We start from the raw sequence: 20129 nt of genomic DNA, 5'->3' as shown, positions 1-20129 counted from the left end.
GGAGTATAGGCATCGCGTGGGTGAGGGCAAGGGGAGTGGCGGTCCGGGGAGGGCCGTCAGGCGCCGGCCGCCGGACGGAACCTAGGGCGCGGCCTGCGCCGCGGTGCGCTCGGCCTTCTTCTTGCGCTCGGAGGCGGACTTCAGCTGGCCGCAGGCGGCCAGGATGTCGTCGCCGCGGGTGGCGCGCACCGGGCTGGAGATGTGGGCGGCGGAGAGGATGTCGGCAAAGCGCGTGATGGTCGCCTTGTCGGAGCACTCGAAGAAGCTGCCGGGCCAGGGATTGAAGGGGATGAGGTTCACCTTGGCCGGGATGTCCTTCAGCAGCCTGATGAGGCGCCGCGCGTCGTCCTCGCTGTCGTTGACGCCCTTCAGCATGACGTACTCGAAGGTGATGCGGCGGGCATTGTGCGTGCCGGGATAGTTGCGGCAGGCGTCCAGCAGCATCTTCAGCGGATACTTCTTGTTGATCGGCATGATCATGTCGCGGGTCTCGTCGGTGGTCGCGTGCAGCGACACCGCGAGGTTCACGTCCAGCTCGCGCCCGCAGCGTTCCATCTCCGGCACCACGCCGGAGGTCGACAGCGTGATCTTGCGCTTGGAGATGGAGAGGCCTTCGCCGTCCATGGCGATCTTCATCGCCGTGGCGACGTTGTCGTAGTTGTAGAGCGGCTCGCCCATGCCCATGAGCACGATGTTGGTGATCAGGCGGCCTTCCGCCGGCGCCGGCCATTCGCCCAGGCCGTCGCGCGCCACCATGATCTGGCCGACGATCTCCGCCGGCGACAGGTTGCGCACCAGGCGCTGGGTGCCGGTGTGGCAGAACTTGCAGGTCAGGGTGCAGCCGACTTGGCTGGAGACGCAGAGCGTGCCGCGGTCTTCCTCGGGGATGTAGACCGTCTCGACTTCCTGGCCGTCGGCGAGGCGCAGCAGCCACTTGCGGGTGCCGTCCTGGGACACCTGCGCGACGGCGACCTCCGGCCGGCGCACCACGTGCGTCTCGGCCAGGCGGGCGCGGAAATCCTTGGACAGGGTCGTCATCTCCGCGAAGTCGGTGACCCCGCGGTGGTAGATCCAGTGCCACAGCTGCTTGGCGCGGAAGGGCTTTTCGCCCAGGCCGGCGAGTTCCGCCAGCAGCTGGTCGCGCGACAGCCCGGCGAGATTGCGTTTCCCGTCGTGGGCGGCGCCCAAGGCCTCGGAAGGCGGGGCAAAGACGTCGGCGTGCCGGCTCATAGCGCCCTAGATAGGACTCTCGAAGGGTTAAAACCAGCGGATTCCGGTGTCGGCCTTCATACGGAGGGTCGCCAAGCACCCGGGACCCGCAGGGGGCCGACGACTTCCCCTTTACTGGCCGCAGGCCTGGTTGATCGCCTGGTAGGCCCGCGTGAAACCGGACAGCGAATAGGTGTCCTTGGTGGTGGTACCGCGCGCCGAGGTGCCCTGGACGGTCATGGTGCTGCCCTTGATCATGGCCTGCACCAGGCGCTTGTCGGTGTCCTTGTCCACTGTCCAGGCCGACTCGCCCTGGGTGAACAGGCGCTCCTTCAGGGTGCCGACCTGGATGTCGACCATGGACGTCTCCTGATAGGGATAGCCCGCCTGGATGGAGACCTCGTCGATGCGCTTTTCGCCGGGACGGTGTGTTACCATAGCGTGGATCTCGCCACGCTTGGAATAGCTGCCCTCGGCCTTGGTCGGCTCGCTGGCCATGAAGCAGATCAGATTGCCGCTTTCTTCGTACTTGAAAGCGCTCCAATCTGAGAAGTCGCCCAGCCGTTCGATCGCCTGGGCCTGCGCGCCGGCCGTGGGCAGGGCGCTGAGGCTGAGGGCGGCGGCGAGGGCGGCGAGCAGGAAGGAAGCTTTGCGAAGCGTCATGGTCCGTGCGGATGGGATGTTATTCTTGAGCATGGCGGATATTATAGGAAGCGCGGGCCGCGCCGCCACCCTTGCGTTCAAGGAGCCGGTAATTCGCCGGAAATATGCCTAGCAACGGCAGAAATGCGCCAGCCATGTGGTGCCCGATGACCCTTGGGAAGGGCGCGGCGGGTGGTCTCACGGCGCGCGGCGCGCGGTGGCTGCCCTGCCGATTCGCCGTGGTCGCGCGGCCGGGGGGCTAGCATGGCGGCACTTCAGCGCCAGGCGGCCTCGCCGCCGGACCCGGCCCGGCTGGCGGAGCTTATCGTGGCGGTCGGCGCGCGGCGCGACCGCGCGGCCTTCGCCGAGCTGTTCGCGTACTTCGCGCCGCGCATCAAGGCCTACCTCATCAAGCGCGGCACCGCCCCGGGCGAGGCCGAGGAACTGGCGCAGGAAGCCATGATCATGGTGTGGCGCCGCGCGGCGACCTACGCCCCGGCCAAGGCAGGGGCGAGCACCTGGATCTTCACCATCGCCCGCAACAAGCGCATCGACGCGCTGCGACGCGAGCGGCACCCGGAATACGACCCGCAAGACCCGGCGGTCGCGGCGGCGTTGGAACCCGCGGCCCCCGAGGCCGCCGACCGGGCGGCGGTGGCGGCCCAGCAGGCCGAGCGCTTGTCCCAGGCCATCGCGGCGCTGCCCGCCGAACAGGCGGAGCTGGTCAGGATGGCCTATTTCGAGGACAAGGCCCACGGGCGCATCGCCGAGGAGACGGCGCTGCCTCTCGGCACCGTCAAGTCCCGCCTGCGCCTCGCGCTCGGGCGCCTTCGCAAGGCCGTGGGGGAGGACGCGCTATGACGGCCCGGCTTTCAGCCCACCATCCGCCCGCCCACCATCTCGACGACGCGTTGCTGTTCGACTACGCCACCGGCGCCCTTGGCGAAGCGTTGGCCCTGGTGGTGGCCAGCCATGTGGCACTCTGCGAGATCTGCCGCGGCACGGTCGCGGCCGCCGAAGCGGCGGGAGGCGCGCTTCTGGCGGAGATCGCGCCGGCGGTGCTGGCGCCGGACGCCCTTGAGCGCACGCTCGCCCGCCTCGACGCGGAGGAGGCGGCTGCAAGCCCGCCGCCGCCAGGCGCCGCGGCGGAGTGGCGGCTGCCCGGCCCCCTGGTGGCTTATCTGGGCGAGGATCCGGCGGCACTCGACTGGCAGCCGCTCGCCGCCGGCGTCGATGCGGCGGCCCTGCATCCGCTGGCGGCGCCGGCCTGGCCAATGCGCACCCAGGTCCTGCTGGTGCGGCTGGCGCCGGGCGCGATGGCACCGCGCCACACCCACGAGGGGATCGAGGCGACGGTGATCCTGCAGGGCGGCTTTGCCGACCAGTTCGGCCAGTACGAGCGCGGCGATGCCTGGATCGTCGACGCCTCGGTCACCCACGCCCCGGTGGCGCTGCCGGACGAGACTTGTCTCTGCCTTGCCTACTACGATGCGCCCATGAAGGCGGTGCCGCTGACCCCGATCGTGTCGTCGATCTAAGCGGCGGACCCTTCAGGCCTTCTTGCGGCGGATCTTCTGGGCGCCCTGGACGTGCTCGGGCAGCGGGTGCGGGGCGGCGCGCGGGTTCACCGGGCGCCGCGCGAAGCGGCCCAGGCTGATCATGCGGTCGTACATGACGATGGCGCCGGCGGTACCGACGTTGATGCAGAACTTGGTCGGGATCTTCACCAGGTGGTCGCAGCGCGCCTGCATCGCCGCCGACAGGCTGCCGCGCTCCGGCCCCAGCACATAGGCCGCCGCCTGCGGGTGGAAGAAGCTCGGCAGTTCGACGGCGTCTTCCGTCAGCTCGATGCCGACCAGGGCGCAGCCGCGCGGCAGCATCAGCTCCTCCACCGACCCGAAGGTGTAGAGCGGCAGGTGCTTGGCCGCGTCGGAGGTGTCCGACTGCTTCACCTCGCGGGCGTTGAAGGCCGGCTGGACGGCAAAGAAGAAGCTCGCCCCGAAGGCGTGGGCCGAGCGGATCAGGCTGCCCAGGTTCATGGGCTTGCTGATGCCTTCGGCGCCGATGGCAAAGTATCCGCGCATGGCGGCAGAACTTGCATGGCGCGCAGGGCGGAGGCAAGCGGCTTGGCAGCTGCCCGCCCCAATGCTATGGGCGGGGCTGACCGCAACAGCCCGGCCCCCGCCATGACCTCCCAAACCCCCGTCACACCCCCTGCCCAGGATACCGCCAACCCGCTGCTGGTCGAGGTCACCCGCGGCAGTCAGGTGGAGAGCCGCCACCGCGCCGCCGTCGCCGTGGTCGACACGGCGGGCAAGGTGGTGCTCGCCGCCGGCGACACCGACCGCCCGGTCTACCCCCGCTCGGCGATCAAGTCGCTGCAGGCGATCGCCCTGGTCGAGAGCGGCGCGGCCGATGCCTTCGCGGTGTCCGAGCTCGAACTGGCGCTGGCCTGCGCCAGCCACAGCGGCGAGCCGCGCCACGTCAACGCGGTGACCGCCTGGCTCGCCCGCGTCGGCCTGTCGCCCGCCGACCTGGAATGCGGTCCGCAGCTGCCGGGTTACGAACCGGCGCTGATCGACCTGCTGGCCGGTGGCGGCGCGGCGACGGCGGCCCACAACAACTGCTCGGGCAAGCACAGCGGCTTCCTGACGCTCGCCCGCCACCTCGGCGTACCGACCAAGGGCTACATCAATTACGAACATCCGGTGCAGCAGCGCATCCTCGGTGTGCTGGAGGCCATGACCGGCCTCGACCTCGGCGCCGCGCCGCGCGGCATCGACGGCTGCGGCATTCCGGTGATCGGCGTGCCGCTCGGCAACCTGGCGCTCGCCATGGCCCGCCTCGGCGCCCCCGACGATCAGCCGGAGGCGCGCCAGGACGCCTGCCGGCGCCTGCGCCGTGCGGTGGCGGCGCATCCCTTCATGGTCGCCGGCAGCGGGCGTTTCGACACCCGGGTGATGGCGCTGACCGGCGAGAAGGCCTTCATCAAGACCGGCGCCGAGGGCGTCTATTGCGCCGCCCTGCCGGACCTGGGCCTCGGCGTCGCGGTAAAGGTCGACGACGGGGCCGGGCGCGCGGCGGAGATCATCATGGGCCGCCTGCTGGCGCACTTCGGGATCCTCGGCGCGGCGGAGGTCGATAAGCTCGGCGGCCTCTTCACGGCGCCGGTGACCAACCGTGCCGGCAGCACGGTGGGCGAGATCCGCCCGGCCGCGCAGAGTCCGTTCTGAAGGGGCCGGGGCGATGAAAGCCGTCATCTGCCGCGACTGGGGCGGCCCCGAGAGCCTGAGCGTCGAAGAGGTGCCGTTGCCCGAGCCCGGCCCCGATCAGGTGCTGATCGACGTCGGCGCCGCCGGCGTCAACTTCGCCGACACCCTGATGATCGCCGGCAAGTACCAGGAGAAGCCGCCGTTTCCCTTTTCGCCGGGGCTGGAGATCACCGGCACGGTCCGCGCTCTGGGCAGCAACGTCAGCGGCCTCAGGGCGGGCCAGCGGGTGATGGCGTTGACCGACTACGGCGGCTATGCCGAGGCCGCGCTGGCGCGCGCGGGCGACGTCTACGCCATTCCAGACTCCCTGGGGCCCGAGCGTTTCGGCTGGGCGGAGGCTGCCGGTTTTCCGATCACCTACGGCACCGCGCACTGTGCGTTGCGCTGGCACGCCGACCTGCAGCCGGGCGAGGTGCTGCTGGTGCACGGTGCGGCCGGCGGCGTCGGGCTTGCGGCGGTCGAGATCGGCAAGGCGATCGGCGCCACGGTCATCGCCACCGCCGGCGGAGCGGACAAGCTGGCGGTCGCCCAGGCGCACGGCGCCGACCACCTGATCGACTATCGCGAGGAGGACATCCGCGAGCGGGTGAAGGAACTCACCGCCGGCAAGGGCGCCGACGTGGTGTTCGATCCCGTCGGCGGCGACGTCTTCGATGCCTCGCTGCGCTGCATCGCCTGGTCCGGGCGTATCCTGGTCATCGGTTTCGCGGCGGGCCGCGTGCCGCAGATCCCGGCCAACATCCTGCTGGTGAAGAACATCGCGGTGATGGGCGTCTACTGGGGCTCCTACCGCAAGCACGCGCCGGAGCGGCTGGTAGCGGAATTCCGCGAGCTGTTCGGCTGGGTCGAGACGCGCCGTCTTAAGCCACATGTTTCACATAAGCTTGACCTCCAACAGGCGGCCGAAGCCATGGCACTGCTGCTGGAGCGGCGATCCACCGGCAAGGTGGTTCTCACCACCGGCGCGGCCTAGACTGCTTCCCGAAACGGGCCGCGGGCTCCCGCGTTCGCCGCGCCCGTTTTCCCAGCGCCCCGTTTTTCCAGCGCCCCGTTTTCCCAGCGCCCCGATTTCTCAGCGCAACAGTGACCGAGTCCCAGTGATCGAGCGATGAACGACAAAGTTCGCGATCAGTACGAAGCCTATCCCTATCCCTCGCGCGATCCCGCCGACGAGGCCAAGCGTCTCATCGTCGGCTCGCCCAGCAGCCTGTTGGAGGTCAACCACTACCTCTTCGCCGGGCGGCGCGATTTCACCAAGCCGTTCCGTGCCCTGGTGGCGGGCGGGGGCACCGGCGATGCCACGATCATGCTGGCCCAGCAGCTCGCCGACGCCGCCAGGGCGGCCGGCACGGGGCCGGCGGGCGAGGTGGTCTATCTCGATCTCTCGGCCTCGTCGCGCGCGGTTGCCGAGGCGCGTGCCGCCGCGCGCGGCCTCACCAACATCCGTTTTGTCACCGGCTCGCTGCTGGACCTCGCGGCGCTGGATCTCGGGCCCTTCGATTACATCGACTGCTGCGGCGTGCTGCATCATCTGCCCGATCCGGATGCCGGGCTGGCGGCGCTGGCCGCCGTGCTGACCGAGGACGGCGGCATGGGCATCATGGTCTACGGCACCTACGGGCGCAGCGGCATCTATTCGCTGCAGGCGGCGCTGCGCGCCCTGGTCGGCGAGCGCCCTCTATCGGAGCAGGTGAGTTTCGCCCGCCGCCTGCTGGGCAGCCTGCCGGCGACCAACCTCTTCGCGCGCAATCCCATCCTGCGCGATCATGCCGGCAGCGACGCCGAACTGGTCGACCTGCTGCTGCACAGCCAGGATCGCTCCTACACGGTGCCGCAGGTTGCCGAGCTGGTCGCCGGCGCCGGGCTCAATCTGATCTCCTTTGTCGAGCCGCTGCGCTACGACCCGGCGACCTACCTGCGCGATCCGGTGCTGCTGCGCCAGCTTGCCGGCCTCGCCCCGCTGGAGCGCGCGACGCTGGCCGAGCAGCTCGCCGGCAACCTGAAGACCCATGTGTTCTATCTCTCGCGCCTGACGGCGGCCGACACCCTGGCCTGGCCGGACAGCCCGGAGGCGATTCCCAGCCTGCGGGTGCTGGACGGCGCCAGGCTGGCCAAGGCGGTGCAGCGCGATCTGGTGCTGAAGGGAGAGTTCGACGGCCTGGCGCTGAAGTTTCCGCTGCCTCGGCTGGCGCCGGCGGTGCTGCCGTGGATCGACGGGCGCACCTCGCTGGGCGAGATCCAGCGGGCCCTGCAGAGCCTCGACCCGCGCCAGGACTGGGATCACTTCAAGGCGCAATTCGACCAGCTCTACCAGGTGCTCGGCGGCCTCAACCACCTGCTGGTGCGCTATCCGGTCTGAGGGCTGGTTTCAGGCAAACGTGAAGAGCGGCCCCGAAAGCCTCGGGGCCGCTCTTCTTGTTTCCTCGGATCGGTCCTGTGATCGCCCGCGCAAAGGCGCGGGCAGCGGCGTCTTCAGCTGGCGCCGAGATCCAGGCCGATGTCGCGCAGCAGGCGACGGTCCAGGTGGCGGGTCGCCCGCGCCAGCTTCTGGGCCTTGCGCTCGGCCACGTAGGCGTCGCTCAGTTCGACCGCCAGGTCATAAGTTCCCATGACGATCCGGCCCAGCAGTTCGCCAAGAATCTGACCGGGCATATAGGGACGAGCCGTGAAGATAACGTTGGCCATCGTCCGTTCTCCTTATCTAAATCGCCAGCGGTCCCCCTTGGGGGTCGACGGTGGGTCGGCGCTTGTGGGCCGGGCCGCTGCATGTGTGCCAATAGTGCTGGCGGGGAGATAAGCGTTTTTGTGCCTGTGGACAAATGCCGCCTGGACAGTCTCGACATGCAGCCGGAGCATGGCTCGAATTCACATAACTTTAATGAATTCAGTCACTTGTCGCGTTCAAGACAAAACCGGTCGGAGCCGGTCCAGGCCGGCTGCCAGATGCGCGGGAGAACCCGCGAAACACAGCCTCAGGTGGCCTTCGCCGGCCGCCCCGAAGGCCGACCCCGGGGCGAGGCCGACCCCGGTTTCCGCCAGAATCCGCTTGGCGAAGGCCAGGCTGTCGTCGATCCCGTCGACCCGGAAGAAGGCATAGAAGGAGGCCGCCGGGCGAGCGAGGCTCACCCGCGGCAGCGAGGCGAGCTGCTGGAAAACCATCTCCGCCGCCTGACCGCAGCGCGCCACCAGGCTCTCCACGAAGGGCTCGCCCTCGCTGAGGGCCGCCAGGCAACCGGCCTGCAAAAAGCTCTGGCCGCCGGAGGTGTTGTATTCGATGAGGTTGCCGAGGATGTCGCCCAGGGCGGGTGGATGCACCAGCCAGCCCTGGCGCCAGCCGGTCATGCACCAGGCCTTGGAAAAGGAGTTCACCACCACCAGCGGGTCGTCGGCCTCGGCGATCTCCAGGAAGGAGGGTGCGACGCCGGCGGGAAAGCGCGCCGGGTCGAAGACGAAGCGGTGATAGACCTCGTCGGCGATCAGCCACAGGCCGCGCCGGCGGCAGAACGCGAGCACGGCTTCCTGCTCCTCCCGGCTGATCACCCAGCCGGTGGGATTGGAGGGCGAGACGATGAAGAGCGCACGGGCGGTCTCGTCGCAGGCGTCGAACAGGCGATCGAGGTCCAGCTTGAAGCCGCCTTCCGGCAGCACGGTCATCGGCACGGTCTTCACGTGGCCGCCGGCGATCTCGGCGGCGGAGAGCACGTTGGGCCACACCGGCGTCGGTGCCACCAGGCTCGTGCCCGGCGCGAGGACGGCCTGCAGCGTCAGCATGATGGCGTTCATGCCGGAAGAGGTGACGGTGATGCGCTCGGCGTCCACCGCGGCGCCGAAGTGGCGCGACAGGTAGTCACTGAGCGCCCGGCGCAGCTCCGGGATGCCGCGCTTGGGGGTGTAGAAGGTGCGCCCGTCGGCCAGCGCGCGCGCCGCCGCGTCGCTGATGAAGGCCGGCGTCGGCTCGTCGCCTTCGCCGACGAACAGCGCAATGAGGTTCTCGACGTCAAAGCCCATCTGCCAGACCTCGACGATCTTCGACGGGGCAAGGCCCGCTGCTGTCGGGTTGAGCGGCGCTGGACGCGGGCGGTCTTGTCCGGGCCCGTTCATGACGCGCGTCGGGTTTCAAGTGTCGGGGATGTTCTGGCGCCTGCGTGAATGGGACGGGGCAATTCTGTGACCTCGGCTCAGCCTGAATGGTGCGGATGGTGGCGCAAGGCCACCACGCCATTTGTGCTGCCGCCCGGCCGTTCTGTACAGCCCGTCGTGTGGAAAGCCGCAACAAGCGTTTCGCGTAATCGTAATTGATCGGATTCCTCGTGCGCTTCTATCCGATTGCTTCCATACTCTTGCCGACGGAATTGTTCGCCGATGGGGGAAGTCCGTTCGATGATCGCGATGTCTCGGCGCCCGTGCTGTTGGGCCGGCGCGCTCTTGCTGATAGCCCTGGGAACCGCCTCCTGCGGTGAGGCGGAAGAGGAAGCGGCGGCACCGCCGCCGCCGGCTGTCAGTGTGCTGGTGGTGGAACAGAAGGACGTCACGCCGGCGACCGAGTTCGTCGGCCGGGTGGTCGCCGCCGACAAGGTGGAACTGCGCGCCCGCGTCCAGGGCTTCCTGCAGCAGCGCCTCTTCACCGAAGGTCAGGACGTCGCCGCCGGCGACACGCTGTTCCGCATCGAGCCGGAGCCCTTCGAGGCCGCGGTGAAGCAGGCCCAGGCCGATGTCGCCAGCGCCGAGGCCGATGCGCACAACGCGCAGCTTCAACTCGACCGTGCCGAGCAGCTGGTCAAGAGGCAGACCGTGGCCGTTGCGACGCGTGACGACCGCGCCGCCGACCTCGCCATGGCAAGGGCGCGCGTTCAGGACAGTCAGGCCGCCCTCGACGTGGCGCAGATCAATCTGACCTACACCGAGATCAAGGCACCGCTCGCTGGCCGCATCGGGCTGTCGACCTACTCCGAGGGCAACCTGGTCGGACCGGATTCCGGCACGCTGGCGACCATCGTCAGCCAGGATCCCATCTACGTCACCTTCCCGGTCAGTCAGCGCGAGATCCTGGCCGCCCAGCGCCGCATGGCGGCGGAAGGCTCGGACACTTCCGCGCTGGTGGTGCGGCTGAAGTTGCCCGACGGCAGCGACTATCCCGAGGTCGGCAAGGTCAACTTCCTCGGCATCCAGGTCGACCCGGGCACCGACACGGCGACCGTGCGCGCGGCCTTCGCCAATCCCGATCGCCTGCTGACCGACGGCGCCTTCGTGAATGTCAGCATCGAGCGCGGCACGCCGACCCCGGCGCTGCTCATCCCCCAGGCCGCGCTGCAGATCGACCAGGCTGGTCCCTTCGCCCTCGTGGTGACCGCCGACAACACGGTGGAGGTGCGCCGGCTCACCCTCGGCGCGACGATCGGCAGCGAGATGATCGTCCAGCAAGGGCTCAGCGCGGGCGACCGGGTGATCGTCGACGGCATTCAAAAAGTGCGCCCCGGCCTGGCGGTGCAGCCGACCGAGGTCCCTTCGCCGACGGCCGCTCCCGCTGCCGGATCGGTCGGCGGATCGGGATGAGGCGATGATTTCGGCAGTCTTCATCGACCGCCCGCGGCTGGCGATGGTGATCGCCATTGTCATCACCCTTGCCGGGGCACTGGCGATCCTCGGCATTCCCGTCGCGCAGTTCCCCGAGATCGTGCCGCCCCAGGTGTCGGTCACCGCCGTCTATCCCGGCGCCAGCGCCGATGTGGTCGAGGCGACCGTCGCCCAGCCGATCGAGTCGCAGATCAACGGCGTCGATCAGATGCTGTACATGAAGTCGACCAGCGGCAACGACGGCAGCTACACCCTGACCGTCACCTTCGCCCTGGGGACGGACCCGGACATCAACACCGTGAATGTGCAGAACCGCGCCCAGCTGGCGATGGCCAAGCTGCCGGAAGAGGTGAGCCGCCAGGGCCTGTCGATCAAGAAGAAGTCCTCGGCGCTGCTGCTGGTCGTCGGGCTCTCGTCGCCCAAGGGCAGCTACGACGCGCTGTTCCTCAGCAACTACGCCACCATCAACGTCATCGACGAGCTGGCGCGCATTCCCGGCGTCGGCGATGCCGGCATCTACGGCCCGCTCAACTACTCCATGCGGGTGTGGCTCGACTCCAACCGGCTGACCACCCTGGGCCTCTCGCCCAACGACGTCATCCAGGCGATCCAGAGCCAGAACACCCAGGCCGCGGTCGGACGCATCGGCGCCGCGCCCCTGGCCGCCGACCAGCAGTTCCAGTTCACCATCCGCACCAAAGGCCGCCTGACCGACGTGCAGGAGTTCGAGCAGGTGGTCGTGCGCGCCAATCCCGACGGTTCCATCGTGCGGGTGCGCGACATCGGCCGGGTCGAGCTGGGCGCGCAGTCCTCCGATTCCTACGGGCGCCTCAACGGCAGCCCCGGCGCCATCCTTTACGTCGCCCAGGCGCCGGGCGCCAACGCGGTGGCGGTCGCCCAGGGCGTGCGCGCGACGATGGACCGCCTCGCCGAGCGTTTCCCCGACGACCTGGAATACAAGGTCGTCTACGACACCACCGTCTTCGTCAGCGCCACCATCGACGAGGTCATCAAGACCCTGCTGGAGGCCTTCGCGCTGGTCTCCATCGTCGTCTTCCTCTTCCTCGGCAGCCTGCGCGCGACCCTGATCCCGATCATCGCCGTGCCGGTCTCGCTGATCGGCACCTTCGCCGTGCTGCTGGTGCTGGGCTTTTCCGCCAACACCGTCTCGCTGCTGGCCCTCGTGCTGGCCATCGGCATCGTGGTCGACGATGCCATCGTCGTGGTCGAGGCGGTCGAGCACATCATGGAGCACGAGAAGCTGCCGCCCAAGGAGGCGGCGAAAAAGGCGATGGGGCAGATCACCGCGCCGATCATCGCCATCACGCTGGTGCTGCTGTCCGTCTTCGTGCCGGTCGGCTTCATTCCGGGCCTCACCGGCGAGCTCTACAAGCAATTCGCCGTTGCGGTCTCGGTCTCCATGCTGATCTCGGCGATCAACGCGCTCACCCTCAGCCCGGCGCTCTGCGCGATCCTGCTGAAGCCGCATACGGGCCCTCGGCGCGGCCCGATGCGCTATGTCCTCGGCGGCATCGAGCGCGCCTGCGACGGCTATGCCCGCATCGTCGCCCGGCTGGTGCGGCGCGCCGTGCTGGTGCTCGCCGGCCTCGTGGGTGTCGTCGTTGCCGTCGTCTTCTTGAACGCGCAGGTACCCAGCGGCTTCCTGCCGCAGGAAGACCAGGGCGCCTTCTTCATCGAGCTGCAGCTGCCCGAGGGTGCCTCGACCAACCGCACGGTCGCCACAGCCGCGCGGGTCGAGCAGATCCTGGCGCCGGTGCCGGGCATCGTCGACGTCACCTCGGTGATCGGCTACAGCTTCCTGAACGGCCTGGCCCAGTCGAACCGGGCCTTCCTCATCGTCACCTTGGCGCCCTTCGAGGAGCGTCTCGATCCCGCGCTTTCAGTCGATGGCATCCTGCGCCAGGTCCGCGCCGACACCGCCGCCATTCACGAGGCCAACGTGGTGGCCTTCGGCCTGCCGCCGATCATCGGCCTGGGCACCACCGGCGGCTTCGAGTACCAGCTGCAGGACCTCGCCGGCGGCAGCGCCGCCGACCTCGCGGCGGCGATGCGCGGGCTCGTGTTCACCGCCAACCAGCAGCCGGAGCTGCGCAACGTCTTCAGCACCTTCGCCTCCAACACGCCGCAGATCTACCTCGACATCGACCGCAACAAGGCGCAGACGCTGGGCGTCTCGGTCAGCGACGTCTTCCAGGCCCTGCAGGCGACGCTGGGCGGCTACTACGTGAACGACCTCAACCTCTTCGGGCGCACCTGGCAGGTCAACATCCAGGGCGAGCAGGCCGACCGCAGCCGGGTGACGGACATCTACCGCATCAATGTGCGTAACGATCAGGGGGAGATGGTGCCGCTGCGCTCGCTGGCCGATGCCCGGCTCATCCTCGCGCCGGCTTCGCTGACCCGCTACAACAACTACCGCAGCGTCACGATCAACGGCGAGCCGGCGCCGGGCCGCAGCAGCGGTGAGGCCCTGGCGGCGATGGAGCGGATCTCCGCCGAATCGCTGCCGCAGGGCTACGGCTACCAGTGGACCGGCACGGCCCAGCAGGAAAAGGAAGCCGCCGGCAAGACCCCGATCATCCTCGGCCTCGCCGTGCTCTTTGCCTTCCTCTTCCTCGTCGCCCTCTACGAGAGCTGGAACATCCCGATCCCGGTGCTGCTCTCGGTCACCGTCGGGCTTGCCGGCGCTCTGCTGGCGCTGCTGATCGCCGGGCTCAGCAACGACGTCTACGCGCAGATCGGCATCGTCGTGCTGATCGCACTGGCCAGCAAGAACGCCATCCTCATCGTCGAGTTCGCCAAGGCGGAGCGCGAGAAGGGCGTGCCGCTGCTGGAAGCCGCGGTGACCGGCTCGCGCCTGCGCATTCGCCCCATCCTGATGACCAGCTTCGCCTTCATCCTGGGCCTGCTGCCGCTGGTGATCGCCGAGGGCGCCGGCGCGGCCAGCCGCCGCGCGGTCGGCACCGCCGTCTTCGGCGGCATGATCGCGGCCTCGCTGATCGGCATCTTCTTCATCCCGATGCTCTACGTCGTCTTCCAGTGGCTGCGCGAGAAGGCCGGCGGCAAGCCGGCTCCCACGCCGGCCGGCACGCAAGCGCCGGCCGGCGATTGAACGTCAGGTGCTGAGTTCGGGCAGTTCCCGGTAGAGGTCGAGGGCCTCGGGATTGGCCAGCGCTTCCTTGTTCTTCACCGTCCGGCCGTGCACCACGTCGCGCACCGCGAGTTCCACGATCTTGCCGCTCTTGGTGCGCGGGATATCGGCGACCTGCACCACCTTGGCCGGCACGTGGCGCGGCGTGCAGCCGTTGCGGATCTGCGTCCTGATGCGCTGGGTGAGCGCGTCATCCAGCACGATGCCGGGCCGCAGCTTCACGAACAGCACCACGCGCACGTCGCCTTCCCAGTCCTGGCCGATGACGATGGATTCTTCGACCTGCTCCAGCTTCTCGACCTGGCGGTAGATCTCCGCCGTGCCGATGCGCACGCCGCCGGGGTTCAGCGTCGCGTCGGAGCGCCCGTAGACGATGATGCCCTGATGCTCGGTCAGCTCCACGAAGTCGCCGTGGTGCCAGATGTTGGCATAGGTCTCGAAGTAGGCCGCGCGGTAGCGCGCGCCGTCGGGGTCGTTCCAGAACCCGATGGGCATGCAGGGAAACGGCTTCACGCAGACCAGTTCGCCCTTTTCCCCCTGCACCGGCTTGCCGCTGTCGTCGTAGACCTCGACCGCCATGCCCAGGCCGCGGCGCTGGATCTCGCCGCGCCACACCGGACCGATGGGGTTGCCGCCGACGAAGCAGGAGATGATGTCGGTGCCGCCGGCGATCGACGACAGGCAGATGTCGTCCTTGATGTGCGCGTAGACGTAGTCGAAGCCCTCAGGCACCAGTGGCGAGCCGGTGGAGGTGAGCAGCCGCAGCGTCGAGAGATCGTGCGTCGACTTGGGATCGAGTCCGGCCTTGTTCAGCGCGTCGATGTACTTCGCCGAGGTGCCGAACAGGGTCATCTTCTCGGCGTCGGCATAGTCGAACAGGATGTTGCCGTCGGGCGCGAAGGGCGAGCCGTCGTAGAGCAGCAGCGTCGCTTCCGCGGCCAGCGCCGAGACCAGCCAGTTCCACATCATCCAGCCGCAGGTGGTGAAGTAGAAGACGCGGTCGTCGCGCTTCACGTCGCACAGCAGGATGTGCTCCTTCAGGTGCTGCAGCAGGGTGCCGCCGATGCCGTGCACGATGCACTTGGGCTTCCCGGTGGTGCCGCTGGAGAACATGATGTAGAGCGGCGCATTGAACGGCAGGCGCGTAAAGGCGATCTCCCCTGCCTTGTAGGGCGCGACGAAGTCGTCGAGAGCCACCGCCTTGCCGATTGAAGAGACGTCGGGCGTCGCCGAGACGTAGGGCACCACGACGACCCTGCTGAGGCTCGGCAGCTCGGCGGTGAACTCGGCGACGCGCGGGCGCGAGTCGATGGTCTTGCCGTTGTAGTAGTAGCCGTCGGGGCAGAACAGCACCTTGGGCTCGATCTGGCCGAAGCGGTCGAGCACGCCCTGCACGCCGAAATCCGGCGAGCAGGACGACCACACCGCGCCCAGGGAGGTCGTGGCCAGCATGGCGATCACCGCCTCCGGCATGTTGGGCATGAAACCGGCGACGCGGTCGCCGGGGCCGACGCCCTCGGCGGCCAAGGCCTGGGCCACGCGCGAGACGCGGTCGTAGAGATCCCCGTGCGAGAGGCGGCGCTTCACCTTGTCCTCGCCCCAGAACACCACGGCGTCGCTGGCGTCACGCCGGCGCAGCAGGTTCTCCGCGAAGTTGAGCCTGGCTTCCGGGAAGAAACGCGCGCCGGGCATCTTGCCGGCATCGACGACCACCGCTCCCCGATCAGGATCGGCAATCACCCCGCAGAAGTCCCACACCGCCGCCCAGAAGCCCTCGAGATCCCGGACCGACCAGTCGTAGAGGTCGTCGTAGTCCCGGAAGGCGAGGCCCTGGGTCTCCTTCAGCCGGCGCATGAAGGCGCTGAGGTTGGCCGCGGCGATGCGCGCCGCGGACGGCTGCCAAAGCGGTTCGGCCTTCAGGGGTCCGGTCATGCTGCGCTCCCGTGATCGCGGGCCGCTTTGCGCGCGGCCCGGCTGGTCTTTCCCCTTGGTTATGCCGCCGGGGCCCGGGAATGCAAGCCCGGGCTGCGGCCCGGCGTCCTCCGCGGCACGCCGCCCAGGGTGCCCGCATGGCTGGCCTGCGGCGCTGGGGGTGGTGGCGACCCGGCGCGGCGCCTAAGATGGCCGCCGGATGCCATCCTCTCGATCCCTCCTCACGCGCGGCAGCAGCCTGTCCGCCCCGGTGCGGGGCGCGCTCTACATGACCGCGGCCTCGTTCCTCTTCGCCGTGATGAACGGGGCGATCCGCCTGCTCGGCGACGGCTGGGGCAATGCGCTGGACGGCGGGACCGGCGAGAGCATGCACCCCTTCCAGATCGCCTTCTTCCGCAATCTCTTCGCGCTGGCCTTCATGCTGCCCTGGCTCATGCACCACGGCCGCGTCGCGCTGTACACCCAGCGCCTGCATATGCACTTCTGGCGCGCCGGGGTCGGCCTCATCGCCATGCTCACCTGGTTCTCCGCCATCGCCTACCTGCCGCTGGCCGAGGCCGTGGCGCTGAACTTCACGGCGCCGCTCTTTGCCACCGCCGGTGCCGCCCTGGTCCTGGGGGAGGTGGTGCGCGCGCGGCGCTGGACGGCGACGATCGTCGGCTTCGTCGGCATGCTGATCATCCTGCGGCCCGGCTTTACCGAGTTCACCCCCGTGATGACCCTGCCGGTCATCGCCGCCTGTTTCATGGCCTGTTCCGTGCTGATCGTGAAGTCGCTGTCGCGCACCGAGCAGCCGGCGGCGGTGGTGCTCTACATGAACCTGCTGCTGACGCCGCTCTCGCTGGTGCCGGCGCTCTTCGTGTGGCGCTGGCCGACCCTGACCGAGCTCGCCCTCGGCATCTTCATCGGCTTCTGCGCGGCGCTGGCTCACAATGCTTTCACCCGCGCCTTCAAGCTGGCCGATGCCTCGGCGATCCTGCCGCTCGACTACGCGCGCCTGCCCTTCGTCGCCATCCTCGGCTTCGTGCTGTTCGCCGAGGTGCCGGATGTCTGGACCTGGGTCGGCGCGGCGGTCATCGCCGGCGCCGCCATCTACATCGCCCAGCGCGAAGCGCGCATCGCGCGCGTGCGGCCGACCCTGCAGGTCAGCGCCGAAGCGCCGAAAAACCGCCCGTGATCCCAGCGCCGCCGAGCCGCTCCGGCGTCGCGGCCCGGCTCGCCGGCGGCTGGGGCAGACTGTCCCCTAATCACCGCGGCGCGCTCTGGATGATCGCTGCCAGCTTCGGCTTTACCGTCAACTCCGCGATGGTGAAGACCTTGATCGCCGGCGGCCCAGAAGGGGGTGGCCTGGATGCCTTTCAGGTCGCTTTCGCCCGGGCGCTGTTCTCCTTCGCGCTGGTGGTGCCCTTCCTGCTGCGCGCCGGGCCCTCGGCGCTGAAAACCCGGCATCCCTTCCTGCACGGCATCCGCGCCTTCGCCGGTGCCGCCGCCATGGTCTGCGGCTTCTACGCGGTCGGCCACCTGCAGCTCGCCGACTTCACCGCGCTCAGCTTCACCCAGCCGCTTTTCGTCACGCTCTTGGCCGTCATTCTTCTGGGCGAGGTGGTGCGCTGGCGGCGCTGGCTGGCGACGGCGGTGGGCTTTGCCGGCGTGCTCATCATGGTGCGCCCCGGCGCGGGCAGCTTCGATCCGGCGGCCCTTGTTGCGCTCACCTCGGTCGCCGGCATTGCCGTCGCGGTCTGCATGGTGAAACGCCTGCCGGTGGGCGAGAGCCACACCACCATGCTGGCCTACTTCTGCCTCATGTCGCTGGCGATCACCGCGCTGCCGGCACTGGTCTACTGGACTCCGCCCAGCCTCGACCAGTGGCTGCTGCTGGCCGGCGTCGGCACCCTGGGCGTGGTTTCCCAGGCGATGATCATCCGCGCCTACAGCGCCGGCGAGGCGAGCTTCGTTGCGCCTTTTGATTATCTGAAGCTGATTCTGGCCGGTGCCATCGGTTTTCTCGTCTTCGGCGAGGTGCCGGGGCCGTGGACGCTGCTCGGCGCTGCCGTCATCGTCGGCGCGGCGCTCTACATCGCCCGCCGCGAGGCGGTGCAGGCCAGCCGGCTGAAGAAGGCCGCGGCCAAGGCGCCGCTGGCCCCCCTCGGATAACGGGTCTACAGCCGGGCCTACAGGCGGGCGACCAGCGCCGCGTAGCTGGCGCCGAGGCAGAGGATCGTCACCAGGGTCAGCGGCTTGCGTAGCGCCTTGTACCAGGCTGGCACCCCTGGGCTGCGGAGATCCGCGAAGAAGACCGCCACGAAGCCGAGGATCAGCAGCACCAGGCCCAGGGGATTGGGCATTATCAGCGCCAGCCAGCCGGCGAGCGCCGGGGCGACCGGGAATCCCAGGCGTCGCCAGCGCGCCGCGTCGTCCTGCGCCAGGGCCACGCCCCAGTGCACCGCGCCCAGGAAAGACAGGATGACGGCGCCGTAGGCCATCTGCATGTTGATGACGATGATGTAGGCGGGGCTTCCGGCGGCCCAGGCGCCGGCGGCGCCGGCGAGGAAAGGCAGCAGCCCGGCAAAGCCCAGCACCAGGGCCGGACGCGGCACGTCTGTGAGGTTTGCCCTTGCGGCAGGCCCGACGGCGGCGGGGTCAGTCACTGCTGGCGGATTTGGCGGGGGATTGGACGCCGGACTTGTCCGGATCGGCAGCGGCTGCCTCGCGCAGACCCAGCGCGGCGAGGCGCCGGCGCGCCAGGCGGCGGTGGCGCGGCGTGATGTTGCCGGCGACCAGGCGCAGGGTGGCGAACAGCACGGTGGCGTCATCGGTAAAGCCCAGTCCGGCGATGAAATCGGGGATCAGATCGCTGGGCACCACGAAATAAGCCAGCGCCGCCAGCAGCATGGCCTTCGCCGGGCGCGGCGTCGCCGGGTCGAAAGCGCAGAAATAGGCGCTGACGGCGTCCTCCACGAAGGGCACGCGCCCGACACCGCGGCGCAGCTTCGCCCAGAAGCTGCGCGCGACCCTGGCCTCATTGCGCCGCATGACCTCCGGCTCCTGGGCCTTGGGGTCCTGGGCGGGATTGTAGGGCACCAGATCCTGTCCGCTCATGCTGGAAAATATGGGCCCGCTGCGGCGCTCTGACAACCTCACCCCGCTCTCACCCCCGCCTCTCGCCCCCCCTCTCGCCCCCCTCTCGCCTATGCGGCCACCATGGTGTATGCAACCCCCGGATCCCCGTGGCGCCGGGGGCGTCCGGAAAGGAAACCGATGCTCGACAGCGTGCAGCCGCCCCTGCGGAACTTCTGGTACCTGGCTTTGGCGGGCCGGGAGCTGCCGCGCGGCAAGACCCGGGCGACGACCCTGCTGGGCGACCCCGTTCTGCTGTGCCGCGGGGCCGACGGCGGCGTGTTCGCGCTGCGCGACATCTGCCCGCACCGCGGCATCCCGCTTTCCCACGGAAAATTCGACGGCCGCGAGGTCGAGTGCTGCTACCACGGCTGGCGTTTCGGCGCCGACGGACACTGCACCGCGATCCCCTCGCTGACGCCGGACCAGGACCTCGCGGTGGAACGCATCCGCTGCGGTGCCTATCCCTGCCGCGAGGTGCAGGGCAATATCTGGGTCTACATGGCGGAGAAGGCGGCGCGCCTGCCGCAGTCCTCGCTGGAAGGCCTGCCGCCGGTCCCGGAACTGCCGGGCTTCGGCGACGCCGCGCCGCAGGTCGCCATCGCCCAGGTCTTCGACTGCGACGCCGACACCGCCGCCTTCGGCCTGATGGACCCGACCCACGCCGCCTTCGTGCATACCTCTTGGTGGTGGAAGAAGAACGCCCGCAAGCTCAGGCAGAAGGAAAAGCACTTCGAGCCGGCGCCGCTCGGCTGGCGCATGAAGCGCCACGCGCTGCCACCGCAGAACCGCGTCTACCACCTGCTCGGCAAGGGGGTGACGACGGAGATCAGCTACGCGCTGCCCGGCCTGCGCATCGAGTTGATCGAGGGCGACCGGCACCGCGCCGCCGGCCTCACCGCCATTACCCCGCTCGGCGACAGCCGCACCATGGTGCACCAGGCGCTCTACTGGACGCTGCCCTGGGCGGCGCCGCTCAGGCCGCTCGCGCGCTATCTCGCCAACGTCTTCCTGACCCAGGACCGCCGCGTGGTCGACATGCAGCAGCAGGGCCTCGCGCACAATCCCAGCCTCATGCTGATCGACGACGCCGACACCCAGGCCAAGTGGTTCTACCGCCTGAAGCGCGAATGGCTGCGCGCGGCCGAGGAAGGCCGCCCCTTCGAGAATCCGGTCAAGCCGTGCACCCTGCGCTGGCGCAGCTGAGACGG

At 69.2% G+C, this 20129-nt stretch carries 18 protein-coding genes; 10 read left to right on the top strand and 8 right to left on the bottom strand.

Translation table 11 applies throughout. The annotated features are described in order from the left end of the window. Positions 1-81: 81 nt before the first annotated feature. Positions 82-1230, bottom strand: coding sequence for a 23S rRNA (adenine(2503)-C(2))-methyltransferase RlmN (gene rlmN / locus WDC82_RS04880; RefSeq protein ID WP_340116134.1), 1149 nt, complete (start codon positions 1228-1230; stop codon positions 82-84). A 111-nt stretch (positions 1231-1341) separates the two neighbouring features. Next, positions 1342-1872, bottom strand: coding sequence for an invasion associated locus B family protein (locus tag WDC82_RS04875; RefSeq protein ID WP_340116133.1), 531 nt, complete (start codon positions 1870-1872; stop codon positions 1342-1344). 243 nt (positions 1873-2115) lie between these two features. Between WDC82_RS04875 and WDC82_RS04870 the strand changes: the two genes are divergently transcribed. Continuing rightward, positions 2116-2712, top strand: a complete 597-nt coding sequence (locus WDC82_RS04870; RefSeq protein ID WP_340116132.1) for a sigma-70 family RNA polymerase sigma factor — start codon at positions 2116-2118, stop codon at positions 2710-2712. Continuing rightward, positions 2709-3389: a ChrR family anti-sigma-E factor gene (locus tag WDC82_RS04865; protein WP_340116131.1), complete on the top strand. Its 681-nt coding sequence runs from the start codon at positions 2709-2711 to the stop codon at positions 3387-3389. The genes WDC82_RS04870 and WDC82_RS04865 overlap by 4 nt, the downstream gene beginning before the upstream one ends. 12 nt (positions 3390-3401) lie before the next feature. Here the strand turns inward: WDC82_RS04865 and WDC82_RS04860 are convergent, their stop codons facing one another. After that, positions 3402-3935: an RNA methyltransferase gene (locus WDC82_RS04860; protein WP_340116130.1), complete on the bottom strand. Its 534-nt coding sequence runs from the start codon at positions 3933-3935 to the stop codon at positions 3402-3404. 102 nt (positions 3936-4037) lie between these two features. Here WDC82_RS04860 and WDC82_RS04855 point away from each other — a divergent pair, with 102 nt between their 5' ends. The 3 genes from WDC82_RS04855 (at position 4038) to WDC82_RS04845 (ending at position 7482) form a co-directional block, all read left to right on the top strand. Continuing rightward, positions 4038-5084, top strand: a complete 1047-nt coding sequence (locus WDC82_RS04855) for an asparaginase (RefSeq protein ID WP_340116129.1) — start codon at positions 4038-4040, stop codon at positions 5082-5084. A 13-nt stretch (positions 5085-5097) separates the two neighbouring features. Then, on the top strand, positions 5098-6096 hold the full coding sequence (locus tag WDC82_RS04850; RefSeq protein WP_340116128.1) for an NADPH:quinone oxidoreductase family protein: 999 nt from the start codon (positions 5098-5100) through the stop codon (positions 6094-6096). 135 nt (positions 6097-6231) lie between these two features. Beyond that, entirely contained in the window at positions 6232-7482 is a 1251-nt protein-coding gene (locus tag WDC82_RS04845; RefSeq protein WP_340116127.1) for a class I SAM-dependent methyltransferase, read from the top strand. 113 nt (positions 7483-7595) lie between these two features. On the opposite strand, the gene WDC82_RS04840 is transcribed toward WDC82_RS04845, so the two are convergent. Together WDC82_RS04840 and WDC82_RS04835 are read right to left on the bottom strand one after the other, a co-directional pair. Beyond that, the gene (locus tag WDC82_RS04840; RefSeq protein ID WP_340116126.1) at positions 7596-7808 is read right to left on the bottom strand and encodes a hypothetical protein; all 213 of its coding nucleotides are present in this window, start codon (positions 7806-7808) and stop codon (positions 7596-7598) included. Between the two features lie 216 nt (positions 7809-8024). After that, positions 8025-9224 (bottom strand): pyridoxal phosphate-dependent aminotransferase, encoded by a 1200-nt coding sequence (locus tag WDC82_RS04835; RefSeq protein ID WP_340116125.1) that lies wholly within the window; start codon positions 9222-9224, stop codon positions 8025-8027. A 279-nt stretch (positions 9225-9503) separates the two neighbouring features. Here WDC82_RS04835 and WDC82_RS04830 point away from each other — a divergent pair, with 279 nt between their 5' ends. Both WDC82_RS04830 and WDC82_RS04825 read left to right on the top strand, forming a co-directional pair. After that, positions 9504-10676 (top strand): efflux RND transporter periplasmic adaptor subunit, encoded by a 1173-nt coding sequence (locus WDC82_RS04830; protein ID WP_340116124.1) that lies wholly within the window; start codon positions 9504-9506, stop codon positions 10674-10676. 4 nt (positions 10677-10680) lie between these two features. Next, a complete protein-coding gene (locus WDC82_RS04825; protein WP_340116123.1) occupies positions 10681-13830 on the top strand; it encodes a multidrug efflux RND transporter permease subunit in 3150 nt (1049 codons plus the stop codon). 3 nt (positions 13831-13833) lie between these two features. Here the strand turns inward: WDC82_RS04825 and WDC82_RS04820 are convergent, their stop codons facing one another. Then, the gene (locus WDC82_RS04820; protein WP_340116122.1) at positions 13834-15801 is read right to left on the bottom strand and encodes an acetoacetate--CoA ligase; all 1968 of its coding nucleotides are present in this window, start codon (positions 15799-15801) and stop codon (positions 13834-13836) included. A 199-nt stretch (positions 15802-16000) separates the two neighbouring features. Between WDC82_RS04820 and WDC82_RS04815 the strand changes: the two genes are divergently transcribed. Continuing rightward, complete coding sequence (locus tag WDC82_RS04815; RefSeq protein ID WP_340116121.1) at positions 16001-16978, top strand: DMT family transporter; 978 nt, start codon at positions 16001-16003, stop codon at positions 16976-16978. Then, positions 16975-17955 carry a DMT family transporter gene (locus WDC82_RS04810; RefSeq protein ID WP_340116120.1) on the top strand — a complete coding sequence of 327 codons (981 nt, stop codon included), beginning with the start codon at positions 16975-16977 and terminating at the stop codon, positions 17953-17955. Before WDC82_RS04815 ends, WDC82_RS04810 begins: the two co-directional genes overlap by 4 nt. Positions 17956-17972: 17 nt before the next feature. On the opposite strand, the gene WDC82_RS04805 is transcribed toward WDC82_RS04810, so the two are convergent. Both WDC82_RS04805 and WDC82_RS04800 read right to left on the bottom strand, forming a co-directional pair. Next, positions 17973-18398, bottom strand: coding sequence for a DUF3429 domain-containing protein (locus WDC82_RS04805; RefSeq protein ID WP_340116119.1), 426 nt, complete (start codon positions 18396-18398; stop codon positions 17973-17975). Between the two features lie 43 nt (positions 18399-18441). Beyond that, positions 18442-18900 carry a YkvA family protein gene (locus tag WDC82_RS04800; RefSeq protein WP_340116118.1) on the bottom strand — a complete coding sequence of 153 codons (459 nt, stop codon included), beginning with the start codon at positions 18898-18900 and terminating at the stop codon, positions 18442-18444. Positions 18901-19059: 159 nt separating this feature from the next. Here WDC82_RS04800 and WDC82_RS04795 point away from each other — a divergent pair, with 159 nt between their 5' ends. Next, entirely contained in the window at positions 19060-20124 is a 1065-nt protein-coding gene (locus WDC82_RS04795; RefSeq protein ID WP_340116117.1) for an aromatic ring-hydroxylating dioxygenase subunit alpha, read from the top strand. The last annotated feature ends 5 nt before the right edge of the window (positions 20125-20129 follow it).

Source organism: Pelagibius sp. 7325, from assembly GCF_037652055.1.
Taxonomy (GTDB): Bacteria; Pseudomonadota; Alphaproteobacteria; order Kiloniellales; family Kiloniellaceae; genus Pelagibius.
The sequence above is the reverse complement of the archived record's forward strand: the minus strand, read 5'-3'. Positions and strand labels throughout refer to the sequence as shown.

Excerpts from the sequence above, each read along its gene's own strand:
- rlmN (WP_340116134.1), bottom strand. The coding sequence starts at position 1,230 with ATGAGCCGGCACGCCGACGTCTTTGCCCCGCCTTCCGAGGCCTTGGGC.
- WDC82_RS04875 (WP_340116133.1), bottom strand. The coding sequence starts at position 1,872 with ATGACGCTTCGCAAAGCTTCCTTCCTGCTCGCCGCCCTCGCCGCCGCC.
- WDC82_RS04870 (WP_340116132.1), top strand. The coding sequence starts at position 2,116 with ATGGCGGCACTTCAGCGCCAGGCGGCCTCGCCGCCGGACCCGGCCCGG.
- WDC82_RS04865 (WP_340116131.1), top strand. The coding sequence starts at position 2,709 with ATGACGGCCCGGCTTTCAGCCCACCATCCGCCCGCCCACCATCTCGAC.
- WDC82_RS04860 (WP_340116130.1), bottom strand. The coding sequence starts at position 3,935 with ATGCGCGGATACTTTGCCATCGGCGCCGAAGGCATCAGCAAGCCCATG.
- WDC82_RS04855 (WP_340116129.1), top strand. The coding sequence starts at position 4,038 with ATGACCTCCCAAACCCCCGTCACACCCCCTGCCCAGGATACCGCCAAC.
- WDC82_RS04850 (WP_340116128.1), top strand. The coding sequence starts at position 5,098 with ATGAAAGCCGTCATCTGCCGCGACTGGGGCGGCCCCGAGAGCCTGAGC.
- WDC82_RS04845 (WP_340116127.1), top strand. The coding sequence starts at position 6,232 with ATGAACGACAAAGTTCGCGATCAGTACGAAGCCTATCCCTATCCCTCG.
- WDC82_RS04840 (WP_340116126.1), bottom strand. The coding sequence starts at position 7,808 with ATGGCCAACGTTATCTTCACGGCTCGTCCCTATATGCCCGGTCAGATT.
- WDC82_RS04835 (WP_340116125.1), bottom strand. The coding sequence starts at position 9,224 with ATGAACGGGCCCGGACAAGACCGCCCGCGTCCAGCGCCGCTCAACCCG.
- WDC82_RS04830 (WP_340116124.1), top strand. The coding sequence starts at position 9,504 with ATGATCGCGATGTCTCGGCGCCCGTGCTGTTGGGCCGGCGCGCTCTTG.
- WDC82_RS04825 (WP_340116123.1), top strand. The coding sequence starts at position 10,681 with ATGATTTCGGCAGTCTTCATCGACCGCCCGCGGCTGGCGATGGTGATC.
- WDC82_RS04820 (WP_340116122.1), bottom strand. The coding sequence starts at position 15,801 with ATGACCGGACCCCTGAAGGCCGAACCGCTTTGGCAGCCGTCCGCGGCG.
- WDC82_RS04815 (WP_340116121.1), top strand. The coding sequence starts at position 16,001 with ATGCCATCCTCTCGATCCCTCCTCACGCGCGGCAGCAGCCTGTCCGCC.
- WDC82_RS04800 (WP_340116118.1), bottom strand. The coding sequence starts at position 18,900 with ATGAGCGGACAGGATCTGGTGCCCTACAATCCCGCCCAGGACCCCAAG.
- WDC82_RS04795 (WP_340116117.1), top strand. The coding sequence starts at position 19,060 with ATGCTCGACAGCGTGCAGCCGCCCCTGCGGAACTTCTGGTACCTGGCT.